This is a genomic window from Flindersiella endophytica (genome assembly GCF_054779015.1).
Genome location: NZ_BAAGYY010000009.1, coordinates 1,090,346 through 1,105,443, shown reverse-complemented (window position 1 = coordinate 1,105,443; position 15,098 = coordinate 1,090,346). Strand labels below are relative to the sequence as shown.

The following is a 15,098-nucleotide window of genomic DNA, read 5'->3' as shown; positions in this document are numbered from 1 at the left end:
CGAACAAGCGCGGTGAGACACAGATGCCACTAAGTCGACGCGAGCTCCTCCGGCTCGGCGGCCTCGCAGCCACCGGCTCCGCCGCCCTCGCCCTGACGGCGGCCTGCAACGGCAAGTCGCTGGGCGAGTCCGGCAGTGCCGGCGACAAGACCATGCAGTTCATGTTCTGGGGCTCGACCGCCGAACAGAAGGCGATCAGCCAGATGCTGGCGCAGTTCAAACGCGAGCGTCCCGAGATCACCGTCAAGCCGCTGTTCACACCGGCCGACTTCGACACCAAGCTGAACGCGCTCGTCGCCGGCAACCGCGCACCGGACCTGACGTACATGAACGCCGGCATGGGCTATCGCCTTGCCGAGCAGGGAAAGCTCGTCAACCTATATCCGTACTTCGACAAGTATCCCGACCTCGCCAATCGCCTGCCCGGCACGTACTTCTGGTGGGACAAGGGCAAGACGTTCGGTACACAGAGCGCCAACGAGTCGATGCAGCTGTTCTACAGCAAGGCCGCGTTCAAGGACGCCGGCATCGACCTGCCGCCGGCCGAGGCGGCGAAGGCCTGGAGCTGGGACACGTTCGTCGAGCACGCCCACCAGCTCACGCATGACCAGAACGGCAGGACGCCGGACCAGAACGGCTTCGATCCCAAGCGGATCCGCCAGTACGGCACGTCGATGAACTGGTGGCACGGTACGTGGTATCCCCTGCTGCTCAGCAAGGGCATCGACTTCGCCGACGAGACCGGCAAGAAATCGCTGCTGGACACCCCAGAGGCGATCGAGGTCTTCCAGAATCTCGCCGACCTGATGTACGAGCACCGGGTCGCGCCCACGCCGACCCAGCTGGGCAACAACGCGCCGAGCACCACCGTCCAGCTGAAGACGCGCAGGATCGCGATGGTCGTCGACGGCCAGTGGACGCTGCTCGACCTGTCGGAGGGCGACCTGGAGTTCGGCATCGGCGTGCTGCCCAGCCACGGAACGCCGATGACCACGACGATGGGCGGCGCGACCGCGATCTTCGCCTCGACCAAGCACGAGCAGGAAGCCGTCGAGCTCTATCTCTTCCACGACGATCCCAGGCAGGTCGACCTGTTCGCCAACGGGCTCTGGATGCCGCTTTCGACGAAGTACTACACCGACCAGGCCGCGATCGACAGCTGGACGAAGAACGACGCGCACCCGCCGGAGTTCCGTACCGCGGTCGTCGACTACACCCTCAAGAACTCCAAGGTCACCTGTTACCAGCGGCTGAAGAACATCGACGCGATCGACAAGGTCGTCACGCCGGCGCTCCAGGTCGTCCAGCAGGGCAAGCAGAAGGCCGCCGACGTACTCCGGCCCTTGGCGAAGAAGCTCAACGGAGGGCTGCTGCAGGGCAGCTACCCGTCCGACGCCTCATGACGGTCGTCAACAAGCAGTCGGGCCTGGCCCGGTCCGAACGGTGGTGGGGCGTCCTGCTGGCGCTACCGGCGATCCTCGGCTTCCTGCTGTTCACGGTCGGCCCGATGGTCGCGTCGTTCTTCTTCAGCCTCACCGACTGGATCGTCGGTGGCACGCCGGAGTTCGTCGGCGTCAGGAACTACCAGCACCTCGCGCACGACGAGCTGTTCTGGAAGTCGCTCGGCGTCACGACGTACTACACGCTCGCGTCCGTACCGCTGGTGCTGATCGTCGGCTTCGTCGTAGCCCTGCTCGTCAACCACGGCTTCAGTGGGCGCTCACTCTGGCGCACGATCTACTACCTGCCCACGCTCGTGCCGGCGATCGCGAGCGCCGTGCTGTGGATCTGGATCTACAACCCCGACTTCGGCCTGCTCAACAGCGTGCTCCGCGCCGCCGGACTGCCGACGTCGAACTGGATCTACAGCGAGACGATGGCGGTGCCGTCGCTGGTGCTGATGAGCACGTGGGGCTTCGGCAACGCGATGGTCATCTTCCTGGCCGGCCTGCAGGGAATCCCAGGGCATCTGTACGAAGCGGTGTCGATCGACGGCGGCGGAACCTGGGCGCGGTTTCGCCATGTGACGTTGCCGTTCATGACGCCGACCATCTTCTACAACCTCGTCACGGGCGTGATCGGCACGTTCCAGGTCTTCAACCAGGCTTACGTGATGACGCAGGGCGGACCGAACAACGCCACGCTGTTCTACATCTACTACCTGTACCGAACGGCGTTCACCGAAAGCAACATGAGCTACGCCAGCACGCTGGCCTGGGTGCTGTTCTGCATTGTCCTGGTCATCACCGTGCTGCTGTTCCGGAACGCCAGGCGCTGGGTCTACTACGAGATGGGCGGTGCGCGATGAGTGTCCTCACGCCCAACCGCACGCGGCAGACCGTCGGTCAGGCGGTCCTCTGGGTCGTGCTGCTCGCCGGCGCCGTGCTCATGCTGGTTCCGTTCGCCTGGCTGGTACGCAGCGCGTTGATGAGCGACAACCAGATCTTCGTCGCGCCGCCGGAGTGGCTGCCCAACCCGATCGCGTGGTCGAACTTCTCCGGTGCGCTGACGGCCCAGCCGTTCCTGCGCTACTTCACCAACACGATGATCATCGAGGTCTTCGTCGTCACCGGCACAGTGCTCACCTGCTCGCTCGCCGCGTTCAGCTTCGCGCGGCTGCGCTGGCGTGGCCGCAACCTGGTCTTCGGACTGCTGCTAACCGGCGTGATGCTGCCGTACGCCGTGACGCTGATCCCGACCTTCGTGATGTGGGGCTACCTCGGCTTCCTCGACACGTTCGTGCCCCTGACGGTGCCGGCGTGGTTCGCGGGCGCGGGCGGCGGCGTGTTCAACATCTTCCTGCTGCGGCAGTTCTTCCTCACGATCCCGTTCGAGCTCGACGAGGCCGCCTACATCGACGGCGCCACACCGTGGAAGGTCTTCTGGACGATCGTGTTACCCAACGCCAAACCCGCGATCGTGGTCGTCGTCATCTTCACGTTCATCGGAGCGTGGAACGACTTCCTCGGCCCACTGCTCTATCTGAGCGACGAGTCGCACTTCACGCTCGCGCAGGGCCTGGCGACGTTCCAGAGCACCTACACCGCGCAGTGGGGCTACCTGATGGCAGCGTCGCTCGTGGTCATCCTGCCGATCATCGTGCTGTTCTTCGCCCTGCAACGCTATTTCGTCGAGGGCGTCACCCTCACCGGCGTCAAAGGCTAGTTACCCGCGTCTCCTTGTGCAGCGCCTCGATGTTGTTGCCGTCGGGGTCGCTGACGAACGCGCAGTAGGCGCGGTACTCCGGCCAGAAGCGCGGCTCGTGCCGCGAGACACCGCCCGCCTGGACCGCGGCCGCGTAGAACGCGTCTACTTCGTCGCGGCTGTCGGTGTCGAACGCGATGTGCACGCCCCTGGTCACGAAGGACTCGTCGGGCGCCGGATCGAAGGCCAGAGAGGGGGTGTCGGCGTCGCGATGCCAGTACTCCGCCATTCCATCGGCGTCGAGGCCCTGGATGATTCCGAGCGGTGCGAGCGCGGCGGTGTAGAACCGCTCGCTCGCCTCGAAGTCGGAGACGAACATCCCGACGTGATGAATGAAGTGGGCCATCAAACGTCCTCTCCTGCGAAGGCGAGCAGCACCTTACTCGACCGGCCGGCATCGGCCGCTTCCTCGAACGCCGCGACGACCTCGCCGTACGGGAAGACCGACGTGACGATCGGCGCGAAGCGGCCGGCCTCGCGCTGGATCAGCGCCAGCGCGGCCGGCAGCTCGTGGAAGAAGCGACTCGACCCGGTGAGCGTCAGCTCGCGGCCGACCTCCAGGTGCAGTGGCGCGGTGACACCGGTCGCCGGAAGGTGTCCGACGTTGACCAGCACACCGCCCGGACGCAGCGCCCCCAGCGCACTGCTCACGCCCGCCGCCGAGCCGGAGGACTCGACCGCCACGTCGACGATCGGGAGCGGCTCGTCGCCACCGGCGCGGACGACCCTCGAAGCGCCCGCGCGCCGCGCGACCTGGATCGGGTGGTCGAACAGGTCGGTCGCGGTGACCGTCGCCGCGCCCAGCGAAGTCGCCAGCGCGATCGACACCAGGCCGATCGGCCCGGCACCGACCACCAGCACGTCCGCACCCTCGAGCCGGAAGCCCAGCCTGCCAAGGCGATTCAGCCCGTGCAGCGCGATCGAGGCGGGCTCGGCCAGCGCCGCCGTACGCAGGTCCAGGCCGTCCGGGATCGTGACCAGCCGGCTCGCTGGAACGACCATCCGCTCGGCGAAACCGCCGTCGGTGTGCGGTACGCGGGCCGCGCTGCCGAGGTAACGCAGCTCCGTACAGAGGTTCTGCTCGTCGTGCAGGCAGTAGGCGCAGCGGCCGCACACCTGCGCCGGGTGCACGGCGACCCTGGTGCCGGCGGCCGGACCGGATCCGTCCGCGGCGGGCGAGTCGACGACGCCGACCACCTCGTGGCCGAGCACCATCGGAGCCCGCAGGACCGACTCGCCCACCTGGCCGTGCTTCCAGTAGTGCAGGTCGGAGCCGCAGATCCCGCCGTAGGCGATCCGCACGATGGCTTCGTCCGGCCGCGGCGACGGCAGCGGCCGGGTCTCGATCGTCAGCGCGCCCGGCCCGGAAGCGATCACTGCCTGGGTTTCCACTCAGATCACCGCCGTCATTCCGCCGTCGACGTAGATGACCTGGCCGTTGACGTAGTCCGAGGCGGACGACGCCAGCCAGACCGCCGGCCCGACCAGGTCCTCGACGCTCCCCCACCGCCTGGCCGGCGTACGCCCGGTGATCCAGCCGGTGAACTCCGGATCGGCGACCAGCGACGCGTTCAGCTCCGTCGCGACGTAGCCGGGCGCCAGCGCGTTGACCTGTAGCCCGGACGGCGCCCACTCCGCGCACATCGTCCGGGTGAGCCCGGCCAGGCCGGCCTTCGCCGACGCGTACGGCGCGATCGACGGCCGTACGATCGCGGTCATCACCGAGGCGACGTTGACGATCTTGCCGCTGCCGCGCTCGAGCATGTGCCGCGCGAACGTCCGTCCGACCACGAAGCAGCTGGTGAGGTTGACGTCGATCACCTGCCGCCAGTCGTCGACCGACAGTTCGGTCAGCGGTCCGCGCAGCTGGATACCGGCGTTGTTGACCAGAATGTCCGGACATCCGTACGACGCGATGATCTCCTCGCAGGCCCGCTCGACCGCCGCGACGTCGCTGACGTCGAACGCCCGCGGATGGAACGTGCCGCCGTCGACCTCCGAACGCAGCTCCTCGGCCGTCGCCTCGAGCCGGGAGGGGTCGCGGGCGTTCAGCACGACGTGTGCGCCGGCCTGGGCGTACCCGCGGGCGATCGCCCGGCCGATGCCACGGCCCGAGCCGGTCACCAGCGCGAGCTTTCCGGTCAGATCGAACCTGTTGGCCAGGTTGGACATTCGGTCAGTGCTCCCCTGCTTGTGAGCCGAGTACTTCCACGCGCGTGGCCCGAACCAGCGCCGCCGCCGACGCTTCCGCGGCCGCCGGATCCAGGGCGGCGATGGCCTGGACCACTCGTTCGTGCCGGTTCAACGATGCCCCGGTGTCGGCGGTGAACAGCTGACGGCGGTCGGAGTAGCGGGCGTGCAGCGTCGCGACCAGAGTTTGCACGAGCTGGCTCAGCACGGCGTTCGCCGAGCCCTCCAGCATCGTGCGGTGGAACGCGGTGTCGGCCGCGACGAACCCCCGGCGATCGCGAGCGTCGTACGCCGACCGCATCGCGCGGAGGTGCTCCCGTAACTCGTCGGCGAGGGCCGGCCCGGCACGCGGTGCTGATTTTTGGGCTGATTTTTGGGCTGACTTCTGGGCTGACCTTTGGGCGGCGAGCCGGGCGGCCGCCGGCTCGACGGCCTCCCGCAGCGTGAGCAGCTCATCCAGCTGCACGTCGGCGTCCGGCCCATCGGCCCGCCAGGCGATCACGCGCGGGTTCAGCAACGCCCAGGCCGACCGCGGCTGGACGAGTGTTCCGACCTTGTGCCGCGACCGGACCATGCCCAGCTCCTCGAGCGTGCGCAACGCCTCACGCACGACCGACCGGGAGACGTCGTAGTCCGCCTCGAGCAGCTCCCGCGAGACCACGGCACCCTCGGCCAGCTCGGCTCCGGCGATCCGGCGACCGAGCGCGTCGACGAGCTGCGCGTGCAGGCTGCCATTGACGTCCACAAAGATATGATTAAACATATCAATCATGCAGTCAATCAGCGTCCACGTGGATGCCCTGCCCAACCGCGGGCGGCCGTGCGCGACCAACACCTCCACGAATCCGCTGAATGTGGCGCCGCGGTCGTTCCGCGTGAACGTGGAACCCGGCTCGGTCAGCTACACGTTCGAGCCGTACTCGTACACGGCTCTGCGGTTCGGAGCTGCCCGATGAACGCGGTCGGGGTCGCGCTGGTGGGGTGCGGCGCGATGGGCGAGATCGTGGCGCGCGAGGTCTACCCGTCGGTCACCGCGGACGGATCCGCCGAGCTGGTCGCGGTCGTCGATCCCGACGAGGCGCGGGCGGCAGCGGCTGCCGAGGCGTCCGGCGCACGGGCGTACCGGACGCTCGGAGACGCATCGGCTGCCGAGCGGATCGACGCGGTTGACGTCCGGGTGCCGCATCACCTGCACGCCGCGGTTGCGCTGGAGGCGATCGGCCACGGCCTGCACGTGCTGGTCGAGAAGCCGCTGGCGACGACGTTCGCCGACGGGCGGCGAATCGTCGACGCGGCAGCGGCGGCCGGCGTCGTGCTCGCGGTGGCCGAGAACTATCCACAGCTTGGCGCTGTCCACAGGGCGCGCCAGGTGTTGGCTGACGGCAGGATCGGCGAACCGCTGGCGATCCAGTGCACGCGCGCGTTCCGGGTCGACGGGGTGTGGGTCCGCGACGGCTGGCGGGAGAGCGGTGGACCGTCCGGCGGTGTCCTGCTCGACCAGGGCACGCACCAGGTGAGCCTGCTCCGCCAACTCGGCGGACCCGTCACCTCCGTGGCCGCGACCCGATCCGCGTCCACCGGTGAGTCGCTCGACACGCTCCTGCTCACGTTCCGGCTCGAGAGCGGCGTCGTGGCGCAGTCCGTCCTGACGTGGCACAGTCCCGGTCCCTGGGACCAGCCCGAGGCGACGGTCTTCGGCTCCGCGGGCCGGCTGGACGTGGTGGTCGACTACGAGCAGGACAAGGGCGGTTGCGTCACGTGGACGCCGGACGGCGTGGCGCGCGAGGGCGCCGAGAACTACTACGGCAGCCACGTCTCGATCGTCACCGACTGGATCTCGGCGATCCGGGCCGGCCGGCAGCCGCTCGTCACTGGTCAGGATGGCCTTGCCGACCTGGCCGTCGTCGTCGCCGCGGCCGAGTCGCTCGCAACTGGGGGTAGCTTCGTGATGGTCAACCGTGGTTGAGTAGGCGGCGTGTCGGAGGGATGGATCGACCGTTACCGGCTGCAGGAGCTACTGAGCCGTGGCGGGATGGGCGAGGTCTGGCGCGCCGAAGACGAAGTACTCGACCGTCCCGTCGCTGTCAAGCTGCTCTACGAAGACCTCGACGCCTCGCCTGACAGGGAACGTTTTCTCCGTGAGGCCAGGGCGGCGGCCCGGCTCGCCCATCCCAACATCGTCGCCACGCACGACGTCGGGGAGTGGGACGGCCGGCCCTACCTCGTCATGGAGTTCCTGCAGGGACGCACGCTCGCCGAGGAGCTCGAAGAACACGGTCCGTTCCCGATCGAGGCGGTCCGCGAGCTCGGAGCACAGGTCGCGGCCGCGCTGGAAGGCGCGCACGAGGCCGGCATCGTCCACCGGGATCTCAAGCCCGCCAACCTGATCCTGACCTCGGACGGCGAGCTCAAGCTCATCGATTTCGGGTTGGCCTGGCTGCTCGACGAGTCGAGCGAACGACTGACTCCGGCCCACACGGCGATGGGCACGGTCACCCACCTCGCGCCCGAGCTGGCGATCGGCGGCGCGGTGGACGAGCGCAGCGACCTTTACTCCTTGGGATGTGTGCTCTACGAGCTCGCCTGCGGCCGGCCCCCGTTCCAGGGCTCGATGGCCGCGATCGTCCTCGGCCATGTCCAGGACGAACCCGATCCGCCGTCCACGCTGCGTCCGGACATCCCGGCCGACCTGGAGTCGCTGATCCTGCACCTGCTGGCGAAGGAACCCGAGCATCGGCCCCCGGACGCGGGGGAGGTACGCCGCCGGCTGCTCGGCGTCTCCGGATCGGGCCAGATCAAGACCATCGTGATTCCTCAACCCCGCAACGAGGTCGCGCCAGTCACCAGGCGAACCGCGGGCCTTCTGGTCGGTGGGCTGGTCGTCGCGGTCGTCCTCGGCCTGCTGGTCTGGTGGGCACTGCCCGGCATCGGGCAGGGCTTACGGCTCGCCGTACCGGCCGAGGCCAGCACGCCGTCGCGCTCCGCCACGCACCAGCCGAGCCGGTCCAGGCCCGTTGCCGAGCCCGAGCGCCCGGAATCACGGACCCACACCCCGGCGAGGGTGGCTCCACTAGGCTTGCCGGCAACGGAGGAAGCCCACCCGACCGAAAAGGCCGACAATGGCGCGAACGTACCAAGTCAACGCCGTCAACCGCATGGCCAACCGGGTGTTCGCGGCCATGATCCGGCGCGGACGAGGCAACCCGTACCGCCACCTGCTGACCGTGGCGGGCCGCAAGACGGGAACCCCGCACACGACGCCGGTCGACATCATGCGCGACGGTGACCAGCGCTGGCTCGTGGCGGCGTACGGCGTGACCAACTGGGTGCGCAACGCGCGAGCCGCCGGCGAGGTCGTCGTCAGCCGCGGCGGACGTGACGAGAGGCTTCGCGCGATCGAGCTCGGGGCGGAGGAAAGCGTTCCGGTGCTGCGGCAGTACATGCGCGAGGTACCGATCACGCTGCCCTACTTCGACGTCCGGCCGTCGTCCTCGGACGCGGAGATCGCCGCGGAAGCAGGGCGGCACCCTGTCTTCCGGCTGGAGGCCGTCTCGTAGGTTGGGGTCTCGTGAACGAGATTCTCTCCGGTGGTTACAACTCCAGCCCGGTCCGCGAGGGCGCGACCGTGGTCCGGCAGGCCGGGCCGTGGACGCCGAGCGTGCACGCTCTTCTACACCACCTGCGCGAGTCGGGCTTCGATCGCGTGCCGGAGCCGATCTCGCTCAGCGCCGACGGAACGACCGAGACGCTGGGGTACGTCGAGGGAACGGCCGGCACGTATCCGTTGACGGTGGAGCAGCGGTCGGAGGAGGCCCTGGTCGATGTCGCGCAGACGATCCGCGCGATGCACGACGTGACCGCCCGCTTCGCGTTTCCGGTCGACGCGGTGTGGCAGGCCCGCACCAGCGTGCCGACCGAGATCGACTGCATCGGGCACAACGACCTCGGGCCGTACAACCTGGTCTACGACGGCCCGCGGGTCGCCGCGATCATCGACTGGGACTTCGCGGCGCCGTCGTCTCGGGCCTGGGATCTCAGCTACGCCGCGCATCGCTTCGTTCCGTTGTCGGCGCCGGTGTCGGCGCGCGCGTTCGGCTTCGACCCGGTGCCCGATCAGGGCGCGCGGCTACGGCTGTTCGCGGAGGCCTACGGCGGCGAGATCCCGCCTGCCGAGCTGCTGGACCTGCTGGTCGTCCGGCTCGGCTCGATCAACGCCACCATCGAACGCGAGATCCGGTTCGGCAACCCGGAGTTCGACCGCCAGCGCGACGAGCGCCACGGCGACGCCTACCGGCAGGACATCGCGTACATCCTGGACAACCGCGAACGCCTGCTGGGCTAGCGCGGTGCGTCCCGGCTAGCCGGCCGGTTGCGAGGGGTCGTCGCGCCAGCGGGCGCGGAGGGCGAACGCCGCCGCCTTCGGCCGGCGGTCGCGGGTGAAGACGCCCTTCTTGTTGCCGTCCACGCGGAAGATTCCCGGTCCGGTGGCGAAGTCGGCGAAGTTCCAGACCTGCTCGCCGGCAACCGCCTCAACGCGGTCGAAGACGCGGTGGTACATCGCGAGCAGATCGGCCTGGTACTCCTCGCTCCACGGCGCCGGCACAGTGCTGTGCAGGCCCGGACAGGTGTCGGCGCCGTACTCCGTCATGACGATCGGCTTGTCGTACTTCTCGGCCCACTGCCGAAGCTCCGCCTCGAGCGCCACCTCGGCAGACGCGAGGTCGCCGGTGTTGACGTACCAGCCGTAGTAGCGGTTGAGCAGGACGACGTCGAACAGGTCGGTGATCACGCACGTGTCGGGCGTGGCCAGCATCATGTTCACGTACGCCACCGGCCGGGTCGGGTCGAGGCGACGGGTCTCCGCGGCGAGTGGGGCGAAGTAGTCGCGGGCTTCCGGCTGCACGGTGTCGGGCTCGTTCGCGATGCTCCACAGCACCACGCTCGGATGGTTCTTGTCGCGCGCGACGAGCTCGCGCAGCGCCTGCAGATGCGTGCGTTGCGCCGCCTCGCCGATCGTCTCCGCGGAGTACGTCGGCTTGGGCCGGCCTCCGCCCAGGATGCCGCCGCCGATCGCGAGGTTGAGGCCGACCGCCGCCGTCTCGTCGATCACGACGATGCCGTGGCGGTCGGCGTAGTCCAGGACCTCCTCCGCGTACGGGTAGTGCGAGGTGCGGAACGAGTTGGCCCCGATCCAGTCGAGCAACGCGAAGTCGTGCACCATCAGCGCGTCGTCGTGGCCCTTGCCGCGCACGGCCGCGTCCTCGTGCTTGCCGAATCCCTTGAAGTAGAACGGCTCCCCGTTGATGAGGAACTGCCGGCCCCGCACCACGACCGTCCGTACGCCCACAGGCAGCCGGTAGCTGTCGGCAACCGTCCCGGACGCGTCCAGCAGCGAGACCTCCAGCTCGTACAGGTATCCGTCGCCCGGAGCCCACGGATGAACGTCCGGGACGCGCAACGTCCCCTCCGCGCCCGCGCCGGTGGCCACCTCGGCACCCGTCGCGTCCCGCAGCGCGACGCGGACGTCGCCGGCGGTGCGCTCGACCCGGTACCCCACGACGCCGGTCGTCCCGTCGAGCTCGGTCGTCACCGTCACGTCGCTGACATACGTGGGCGGAGTGGTGTACAGCCAGACCGGCCGGTGCAGCCCGGCGTAGTTGAAGAAGTCGTGGAAGTACCGCTGCGCCCGTCGCCCGTCCGGCAACTGCTCGACGACGCCCGGCGGGATCGACGCCATCGTGAGCTCGTTGTCGACGACGATCGTGATCCGGTTCGGCGCACCCGGACGGACGTGCGCGGAGACGTCGGCCTCGAACGGCGTGTACCCGCCCTCGTGCGAGGCGACCTCGGCGTCGTTCACCCACACGACGGCGCGATGCGTCGCCGCGTCGAACCGCAGCACGATCCGCTCGCCCGCCCAGGCCGCCGGTACGTGCGCGTCCGTCTGGTACCACGCGTCGCCCACGTGGTCGCGCACGCCCACGTCGGCGAAGAGGTCGTTGTAGCTCGCGGGTACGGGAGCCTCGGCGCCGCCGGCGAGCGGCGCGCGCCACCAGCCCTCGACGCGACCCTCGCCGGCCGCGTCCAGGCGGAACCTCCACAGACCGGAAAGCGAGCGGCGGTCACGAGTGGGTCCGTCCTGGGGTCGAAGCATGGGCGTCTCCTTCCGCGCGGTGGTCCCCCAGTTTGGCGGCTTTCGTGGCAACCGGTTGCCAAATCCCGCGCACGAACCTGGCCGATGCCGGGCAGACCGGATGGACCGGACGGCCAACGCCAGGTCCGATTCCCGCCAGTTCGGCGGTGGTACGCGAGCCAGGCTTGGGGGTCGTGAGCAGAACACGGACCCTGAGCATGGAACAGCGAGCGCTGCTGGCCGCCGCCACGACGGTAGTGCTGTGGGCTTCGGCGTTCGTCTCGATCAGGAGTGCGGGCGCGTCGTTCTCGCCCGGAGCGCTCGCGCTCGGGCGGTTGCTGGCAGGCGCGATCACGCTCGGCGCGATCTGCCTGATCCGGCGGGAAGGCCTGCCGCCCAAGCCGGCCTGGCCCGGGATCGTCGTGTCCGGCGTGCTGTGGTTCGGCGTCTACATGGTCGCGTTGAACTGGGGTGAGCAACTGGTCGACGCCGGCACCGCCGCGATGGTCGTCAACATCGGGCCGGTGCTGATCGCGTTGCTCGGCGGGTGGTTGCTCCGGGAGGGCTTGCCCCGCCGGTTGCTGGCCGGGATCGCGATCTCGTTCGCCGGCGCGGTCGTCGTCGGGCTCTCCACGTCGGCCGGCGGCGGGCGGTCGCCGGTGCTCGGTGTGCTGCTCTGCCTGGTCGCCGCGGCCGGGTGGGCGGTCGCCGTGGTCGTGGGACAGAAGCCGGCGTTGCGGCACGCGTCGGCGCTGCAGGTGAGCACGTACGGCTGCCTGGTCGGTGCGGTGGCCTGCCTTCCGTTCGCGCCACAACTGGCCGGTCAACTCGCGACGGCACCGGCGGCCGCGACGCTCAACGCCGTCTATCTCGGGGTCTTTCCGACCGCGATCGCGTTCACGACGTGGGGGTACGCGCTGGCCCGCACATCGGCCGGCAAGCAGGGCGCGACGACGTACGCCGTGCCGGCACTCGTCGTGCTGATGTCGTGGGCGGCCCTCGGCGAGCTGCCCGGCTGGCTCACGTTCACCGGTGGTGCGCTGTGCCTGGCCGGCGTCGCCGTGAGCCGGAGCCGAGGCCGCAACCAAGGCATGACATCCGGCCCGCCCGAACCGGCCGGTGGACTCCTTCCCTCCGAGGCCGGACGCCACGAGGCTGGTTCCTGACCCCGAGCATCAGGGGAGGAACGATGCAGCAGGTGAGCTACCCCGTCCAGTTCTCCGTCGACTACCCCGATCGTCCACTCGACCGGCTCACGACCGGGCTCCGGATCTTCACGGCGATCCCCATCACGATTGTGCTGGGCGCGGTGTCCGCCGGCACCTGGCAGGCGTCGTCGTATGCGAGCGGCACGACGTACGTGATCGCGGGCGGCGGTGGCCTGCTGTTCCTCGCGCCGCTGCTGATGATCGTGTTCCGGCAGAAGTACCCGCGCTGGTGGTTCGACTGGAACCTCGAGCTGGTGCGGTTCTCCAACCGGGTGAGCGCGTACCTCACGCTGATGGACGACCGCTACCCGTCGACGGACGACCACCAGTCGGTCCACTTCGACTACCCCTACCCCGACGCGGCACAGGACCTCAACCGCTGGCTGCCGCTGGTGAAATGGATCCTGGCGATCCCGCACTACGTCGTGCTGGTGTTCCTGGGGATCGGCTCGCTCGTGGCGGTGATCGTGGCCTGGTTCGCGATCCTGTTCACCGGGCGCTACCCACGCGGCCTGTTCGACTTCGTAGAGGGCGTCCTGCGGTGGCAGAACCGCGTCGTCGCGTACTCCCTCCTGTTGGTGACCGACGCCTACCCACCGTTCAGCCTGCGGCCCTGACCAGGCCGTTGACGGTCGCATCGACGACAAGGGCTCGCGGGTTCGGGTAGAGATGGTCCATGACCCCTGATCCGCTTGGTGACCAAGCCCTGCTGGGCGCGTACCGGCGACACGAGCGTGACCACCTGTCCGGTCTGCGGCGCGTGCACCTGCGCGAGCTTGCGGACGGCAGCGTCGAGCTGGTCGCGGAAGCGGAACGACCAGACGGCGGTACGAACGTGCGGACCCAGCGCTGGCAGCGTTCCGAGCGCTCGCCCGACGGCTGGGTCGTCACGGAAACGCGGACGTCGAGCTCGGAGCCGCCGCCGGTGGCGGCGTATCCGGACGATCCACCCACCTGGCGGATCCCGCCGGGTGACGAGCCGTTGGTACGCGGCGCCGCCACCGGTCCGTTGCGGGGCATGCGGGTCGCGGTGAAGGACCTGTTCGCCGTCGCGGGCCAGCGGATCGGCGCCGGCAACCCGGCGTGGCTCGCGGAGGCGCCGGCCGAGACCGAGCACGCCGGCGCCGTCGCAGCGCTGCTCGCCGCCGGAGCCGACGTGGCCGGCATCGCGCAGACCAACGAGCTGGCGTTCTCGCTCTCGGGCGAGAACATCCACTACGGCGCCCCGATCAACCCCGCTGCGCCCGGCCGGATCACCGGCGGGTCGAGCAGCGGACCGGTCTCAGCGGTGGCGGCCGGTCGCGTGGAGATCGGCCTCGGCACCGACACCGCCGGCTCGATCCGCGTACCCGCTTCGTACTGCGGCGTTTACGGCCTGCGCACCACGCATGACGTCGTCGACCGGTCGGGGCTGGTCGGACTGGCGCCGTCGTTCGACAGCGTCGGTGTGTTCGCGCGGACGCCGGACATCCTGGAGGCGGCGGCCTCGGCGCTGTTGCCACCTGCGGGCCCGATGGGAACAGTGCCGGCCCGCGAGCTGCTCGTCGTGCCGTCGCTGATGGAGCTGGCCGAGCCGGACACGCGAGTGGCGGTCGAGGCCGCGCTGCGAGCGCTGGCGCTCCGGCTGGACCTCCCGGTCCGCGTTGTCGAGCTGGACGCGGCCGTGGTGGAACGCTGGTTCGCCGCGTTCCGTGCCGTGCAGACTGCCGAGGCCTGGCGTACGCATGGCGACTTCGTCACCGCGCATCCGGGAGCGTTCGAGCCCGACGTCGAGCACCGCCTCCGCGCCGGCGCGGAGGTCAGCGGCGAGCAGGAGGCGGCCGCGCGGGTCGTTCTCGCGGACGCTCGGGCCGAGTTGCTCGCGCTGCTGCCGCCCGGAGTCGTCCTCGCGATGCCGTCCGCGTCCAGCGGAGCGCCGCCGAACCACGCGGACGCGGCGACGGTCGCGGCGTACCGCGCCGGGACGCTGCGGCTCACCTGTCCGGCGTCGCTGGCCGGGCTGCCGGCGCTCGGGCTGCCGATGGGAACGGTGGATGGGCTCCCGACCGGCCTGTGCCTGGTGGGTGCGCCCGGCACCGACCGCTCGCTGCTGGCGATGGCGCGGTGGGACCCGCAATGACCACGGCCATTGCCGCGCCCGCCGGTTAGCGAATTCCGGCGGGCGCGGCGCACTTGGGGCGACCTCTGTCAGGGCAGTTTCCGGAGCTGCTCGAGGGGCATTTCAGAGCTGACCCAGATCCGACCGTGGCTCGAGCCTGGGCGTGATCGGCTCCTGTACAAACTGCCCTGGACACCGAACGACGGCGGCCCGGCGCTGCTCTCAACCCCCGCTACAGCTGGCTCTGTCATCGCAGCGCCCTCCT

General features: G+C 69.7%; 16 protein-coding genes. 11 read left to right on the top strand and 5 right to left on the bottom strand.

Translation table 11 applies throughout. The features are described 5' to 3' along the window. The first annotated feature begins 23 nt into the window (after positions 1 to 23). From ACYVF6_RS10360 to ACYVF6_RS10350, 3 genes are read left to right on the top strand one after another with little or no spacing between them, the layout of a single operon-like run. Positions 24 to 1,403 carry an ABC transporter substrate-binding protein gene (locus ACYVF6_RS10360; protein ID WP_460519210.1) on the top strand — a complete coding sequence of 460 codons (1,380 nt, stop codon included), beginning with the start codon at positions 24 to 26 and terminating at the stop codon, positions 1,401 to 1,403. After that, the gene (locus ACYVF6_RS10355; protein WP_460519207.1) at positions 1,400 to 2,308 is read left to right on the top strand and encodes a carbohydrate ABC transporter permease; all 909 of its coding nucleotides are present in this window, start codon (positions 1,400 to 1,402) and stop codon (positions 2,306 to 2,308) included. The genes ACYVF6_RS10360 and ACYVF6_RS10355 overlap by 4 nt, the downstream gene beginning before the upstream one ends. Beyond that, positions 2,305 to 3,165 (top strand): carbohydrate ABC transporter permease, encoded by an 861-nt coding sequence (locus ACYVF6_RS10350; RefSeq protein WP_460519204.1) that lies wholly within the window; start codon positions 2,305 to 2,307, stop codon positions 3,163 to 3,165. Before ACYVF6_RS10355 ends, ACYVF6_RS10350 begins: the two co-directional genes overlap by 4 nt. On the opposite strand, the gene ACYVF6_RS10345 is transcribed toward ACYVF6_RS10350, so the two are convergent. From ACYVF6_RS10345 to ACYVF6_RS10330, 4 genes are read right to left on the bottom strand one after another with little or no spacing between them, the layout of a single operon-like run. Continuing rightward, positions 3,155 to 3,550, bottom strand: coding sequence for a VOC family protein (locus tag ACYVF6_RS10345; RefSeq protein WP_460519201.1), 396 nt, complete (start codon positions 3,548 to 3,550; stop codon positions 3,155 to 3,157). The two genes, ACYVF6_RS10350 and ACYVF6_RS10345, sit on opposite strands and share 11 nt — an antisense overlap. After that, a complete protein-coding gene (locus ACYVF6_RS10340; RefSeq protein ID WP_460519198.1) occupies positions 3,550 to 4,596 on the bottom strand; it encodes an MDR/zinc-dependent alcohol dehydrogenase-like family protein in 1,047 nt (348 codons plus the stop codon). The genes ACYVF6_RS10345 and ACYVF6_RS10340 overlap by 1 nt, the downstream gene beginning before the upstream one ends. Next, complete coding sequence (locus tag ACYVF6_RS10335; protein WP_460519195.1) at positions 4,597 to 5,376, bottom strand: Rossmann-fold NAD(P)-binding domain-containing protein; 780 nt, start codon at positions 5,374 to 5,376, stop codon at positions 4,597 to 4,599. A gap of 4 nt (positions 5,377 to 5,380) precedes the next feature. Next, positions 5,381 to 6,139 carry a FadR/GntR family transcriptional regulator gene (locus ACYVF6_RS10330; RefSeq protein ID WP_460519193.1) on the bottom strand — a complete coding sequence of 253 codons (759 nt, stop codon included), beginning with the start codon at positions 6,137 to 6,139 and terminating at the stop codon, positions 5,381 to 5,383. A 25-nt stretch (positions 6,140 to 6,164) separates the two neighbouring features. Here ACYVF6_RS10330 and ACYVF6_RS10325 point away from each other — a divergent pair, with 25 nt between their 5' ends. The 5 genes from ACYVF6_RS10325 to ACYVF6_RS10305 are packed head-to-tail and all read left to right on the top strand — an operon-like array spanning position 6,165 to position 9,736. Continuing rightward, complete coding sequence (locus tag ACYVF6_RS10325; protein ID WP_460519191.1) at positions 6,165 to 6,350, top strand: hypothetical protein; 186 nt, start codon at positions 6,165 to 6,167, stop codon at positions 6,348 to 6,350. Continuing rightward, on the top strand, positions 6,347 to 7,360 hold the full coding sequence (locus tag ACYVF6_RS10320) for a Gfo/Idh/MocA family protein (RefSeq protein WP_460519188.1): 1,014 nt from the start codon (positions 6,347 to 6,349) through the stop codon (positions 7,358 to 7,360). The genes ACYVF6_RS10325 and ACYVF6_RS10320 overlap by 4 nt, the downstream gene beginning before the upstream one ends. Before the next feature lie 9 nt (positions 7,361 to 7,369). Further along, positions 7,370 to 8,680 (top strand): serine/threonine-protein kinase, encoded by a 1,311-nt coding sequence (locus ACYVF6_RS10315; protein ID WP_460519185.1) that lies wholly within the window; start codon positions 7,370 to 7,372, stop codon positions 8,678 to 8,680. Then, positions 8,574 to 8,951, top strand: coding sequence for a PNPOx family protein (locus ACYVF6_RS10310; protein ID WP_460519182.1), 378 nt, complete (start codon positions 8,574 to 8,576; stop codon positions 8,949 to 8,951). Before ACYVF6_RS10315 ends, ACYVF6_RS10310 begins: the two co-directional genes overlap by 107 nt. Positions 8,952 to 8,962: 11 nt before the next feature. Then, positions 8,963 to 9,736, top strand: a complete 774-nt coding sequence (locus ACYVF6_RS10305; protein WP_460519178.1) for an aminoglycoside phosphotransferase/kinase family protein — start codon at positions 8,963 to 8,965, stop codon at positions 9,734 to 9,736. A 15-nt stretch (positions 9,737 to 9,751) separates the two neighbouring features. On the opposite strand, the gene uidA is transcribed toward ACYVF6_RS10305, so the two are convergent. Next, positions 9,752 to 11,548 (bottom strand): beta-glucuronidase, encoded by a 1,797-nt coding sequence (uidA, locus tag ACYVF6_RS10300; protein ID WP_460519175.1) that lies wholly within the window; start codon positions 11,546 to 11,548, stop codon positions 9,752 to 9,754. 173 nt (positions 11,549 to 11,721) lie between these two features. Here uidA and ACYVF6_RS10295 point away from each other — a divergent pair, with 173 nt between their 5' ends. Genes ACYVF6_RS10295 through ACYVF6_RS10285 form a run of 3 tightly spaced genes read left to right on the top strand, consistent with a single transcriptional unit; the run spans position 11,722 to position 14,854 of the window. After that, positions 11,722 to 12,693, top strand: coding sequence for a DMT family transporter (locus tag ACYVF6_RS10295; RefSeq protein ID WP_460519172.1), 972 nt, complete (start codon positions 11,722 to 11,724; stop codon positions 12,691 to 12,693). A 23-nt stretch (positions 12,694 to 12,716) separates the two neighbouring features. Continuing rightward, complete coding sequence (locus ACYVF6_RS10290; RefSeq protein WP_460519169.1) at positions 12,717 to 13,352, top strand: DUF4389 domain-containing protein; 636 nt, start codon at positions 12,717 to 12,719, stop codon at positions 13,350 to 13,352. Between the two features lie 59 nt (positions 13,353 to 13,411). Then, the gene (locus ACYVF6_RS10285) at positions 13,412 to 14,854 is read left to right on the top strand and encodes an amidase (protein ID WP_460519166.1); all 1,443 of its coding nucleotides are present in this window, start codon (positions 13,412 to 13,414) and stop codon (positions 14,852 to 14,854) included. Positions 14,855 to 15,098 lie beyond the last annotated feature (244 nt).

Bases quoted from the DNA above. Each gene is read 5' to 3' on its own strand.
- ACYVF6_RS10360 (WP_460519210.1), top strand. From the start codon at position 24: ATGCCACTAAGTCGACGCGAGCTCCTCCGGCTCGGCGGCCTCGCAGCC.
- ACYVF6_RS10355 (WP_460519207.1), top strand. From the start codon at position 1,400: ATGACGGTCGTCAACAAGCAGTCGGGCCTGGCCCGGTCCGAACGGTGG.
- ACYVF6_RS10350 (WP_460519204.1), top strand. From the start codon at position 2,305: ATGAGTGTCCTCACGCCCAACCGCACGCGGCAGACCGTCGGTCAGGCG.
- ACYVF6_RS10345 (WP_460519201.1), bottom strand. From the start codon at position 3,550: ATGGCCCACTTCATTCATCACGTCGGGATGTTCGTCTCCGACTTCGAG.
- ACYVF6_RS10335 (WP_460519195.1), bottom strand. From the start codon at position 5,376: ATGTCCAACCTGGCCAACAGGTTCGATCTGACCGGAAAGCTCGCGCTG.
- ACYVF6_RS10325 (WP_460519191.1), top strand. From the start codon at position 6,165: ATGCAGTCAATCAGCGTCCACGTGGATGCCCTGCCCAACCGCGGGCGG.
- ACYVF6_RS10320 (WP_460519188.1), top strand. From the start codon at position 6,347: ATGAACGCGGTCGGGGTCGCGCTGGTGGGGTGCGGCGCGATGGGCGAG.
- ACYVF6_RS10310 (WP_460519182.1), top strand. From the start codon at position 8,574: ATGATCCGGCGCGGACGAGGCAACCCGTACCGCCACCTGCTGACCGTG.
- uidA (WP_460519175.1), bottom strand. From the start codon at position 11,548: ATGCTTCGACCCCAGGACGGACCCACTCGTGACCGCCGCTCGCTTTCC.
- ACYVF6_RS10290 (WP_460519169.1), top strand. From the start codon at position 12,717: ATGCAGCAGGTGAGCTACCCCGTCCAGTTCTCCGTCGACTACCCCGAT.
- ACYVF6_RS10285 (WP_460519166.1), top strand. From the start codon at position 13,412: ATGACCCCTGATCCGCTTGGTGACCAAGCCCTGCTGGGCGCGTACCGG.